General features: G+C 67.8%; 1 protein-coding gene and 1 pseudogene. Both read left to right on the forward strand.

Annotation, left to right across the window (positions count from 1 at the left end; all coding sequences use genetic code 11):
- Positions 1 to 727 (forward strand): hypothetical protein (locus tag JaAD80_RS31045; protein WP_219726905.1); only part of this gene is annotated, 727 nt, incomplete at its 5' end.
- 25 nt (positions 728 to 752) lie between these two features.
- Positions 753 to 1,420, forward strand: a pseudogene (locus tag JaAD80_RS28450) (hypothetical protein); the annotation flags it as partial.

The following is a 1,420-nucleotide window of genomic DNA, read 5'->3' on the forward strand; positions in this document are numbered from 1 at the left end:
GTATGCGGACGCCTGCGGCCTGGTGGTCGAGGCGCGCGACGCGCCCGTCGATCCGCGCGCCGGCCTGGTGCTGTGCGACATGCCGCTGAGCGTGGCCGTGACGGACCTGGGCGCCTGCCTGGGCATGTTCAGCCAGGAGCGCGTGCAGGCGGCGCGCTGGCTGGAAACGCATGGCCGCGCGAATGGCGCCACGGCGGCGCCCGGCGTGATCGCCCGCGTGGCCTTGCCCGGCGGCGACTATGCGCTGACTGGCACGCCCTTGTCGAGCGAACTGGGCAAGGATGGCCGCGTGGCCTACCGGCAATTACTGCGCCAGGGGCTGCAGCAATTGCAGATTACCGTGGCCACGCCGGCGAGCGATACCGTCGCGCCCGTGAAACCGGTGCAGGCGGCCAATGCAAACCGCTGGCTGAAGATCGTCACGGCCGTGGCCGCCAGCGTGATGGTGGTGCAGTCGGCCTGGCTGTTCCTGCCGAAAGAGCAGGCCGTGGTCGGCAATGCGGAATTCCGCAGCGGCGGCAGCGGCGTCGAGACGGGCGTGCGCCTGCGCGTGCTGTTCCGCGCCGATGCAACAGAGGCGGAGATCCGCACCTGGCTGCAGCGCGAGCAGCTGGAAATCGTTGCCGGACCGGACACCCTGGGTGCCTTCACCCTGCTGTCGCGCGACCGCCAGAAAGTCTTGCCGCCGCCAGGCCCGGGTAATCCGCTGGCCGTCGTCAATCCCTGAATTTAATAAGAGAAAGTTATCAAGCATGGCAACGTATAAAAATTTTGCATCCGCGCACTGGCGCAAGTGGATCGCTGGCGTGGCCGCCGGCGTCCTGTTGACGGGCTGCGCCATGACGCCGAATGGCCGTGGCGGCGTGATGGTGGGCCTGGATACGGCCGAGCTGTTCGGCACGCCGGTGTCCACCTTCCGCTTGCGCGACGGCACGGAAGGCACCTTGCGCAAGGATCCGAAAGGCAAGTATTCGATCAAGCTGTCGCAGGCGTTCCGTGTCGTGCCGCTGGACAAGGCTGTCACGGCCCGCGTGGCGCGCGTGGAAAACGTGGGCGAGCGCACCGTGGTGATCGTCGAAACGCAGGAGCGCGGCTGCGCCTACCGCTATGAAGTGCTGGCCTTCCAGGGCACGGACGTGCTGCAGTGGACTGTCGGTAACTGCAAGGACCGCCCCCGCGTGGAACTGGCGGCCGATGGCCGTTCGCTGAATATCGATTTCCCCAACTACAACCGGCTGTCGCGCATGGTCTACACGGACAGTCGTTTGCTCAACGCCAGCGTACCCGTGCCGCCGGGCGTCGATACGCGCGCGCAGCCGTTTGCCGACGACGCCTTGCGCGCCACCGGCCCCGTCATTGCCAACCTGCCCGGCAGCGAAGGCAACGGCGTGCGCGTGATTCCCGCGCCGCCAGCGGCCGC

The organism is Janthinobacterium sp. AD80, assembly GCF_002878455.1.
Taxonomy (GTDB): Bacteria; Pseudomonadota; Gammaproteobacteria; order Burkholderiales; family Burkholderiaceae_D; genus Janthinobacterium.